Here is a 373-nt window from a genome sequence, read left to right on the forward strand (position 1 = left end):
GACTTAATACCATACATAGAATTTAAAACTAATATTTTAGTTGAATGTTCAGATGAAGATTCAGATGAAATAGATGCAGATGCAGCTACACCGAGTTATTTAGCAAAAAAGTTAGGAAAAGGTAGAAGTAATCTTTCTGTTTTAATGAATGGGTTATTAGAAAAGGGAATTTTAGCAGTTGCAGAATCAGGAATGACAACTGATGATGGACGTATTTGTAGTTCTCGTACATGGTTTGTGAATCCTAATATTCTATGTTGTTCTCCTAAAGATGGGGTAGATAAGGCTACTATGAAGATTTTTAAGAAGTCTCTTAGAAACTTTAAAGTAGATGGAGATAAGAAAAAACATAATTTACCGATTTATTTATTTT

The 373-nt window shown here is 30.6% G+C and carries 1 pseudogene; it reads left to right on the forward strand.

What is annotated here, in order from left to right:
- Positions 1-373 (forward strand): annotated as a pseudogene (locus AC1DJR_RS34005) (MarR family transcriptional regulator); the annotation flags it as partial.

The sequence above is a fragment of the Bacillus sp. 05T31 genome, from assembly GCF_056396725.1.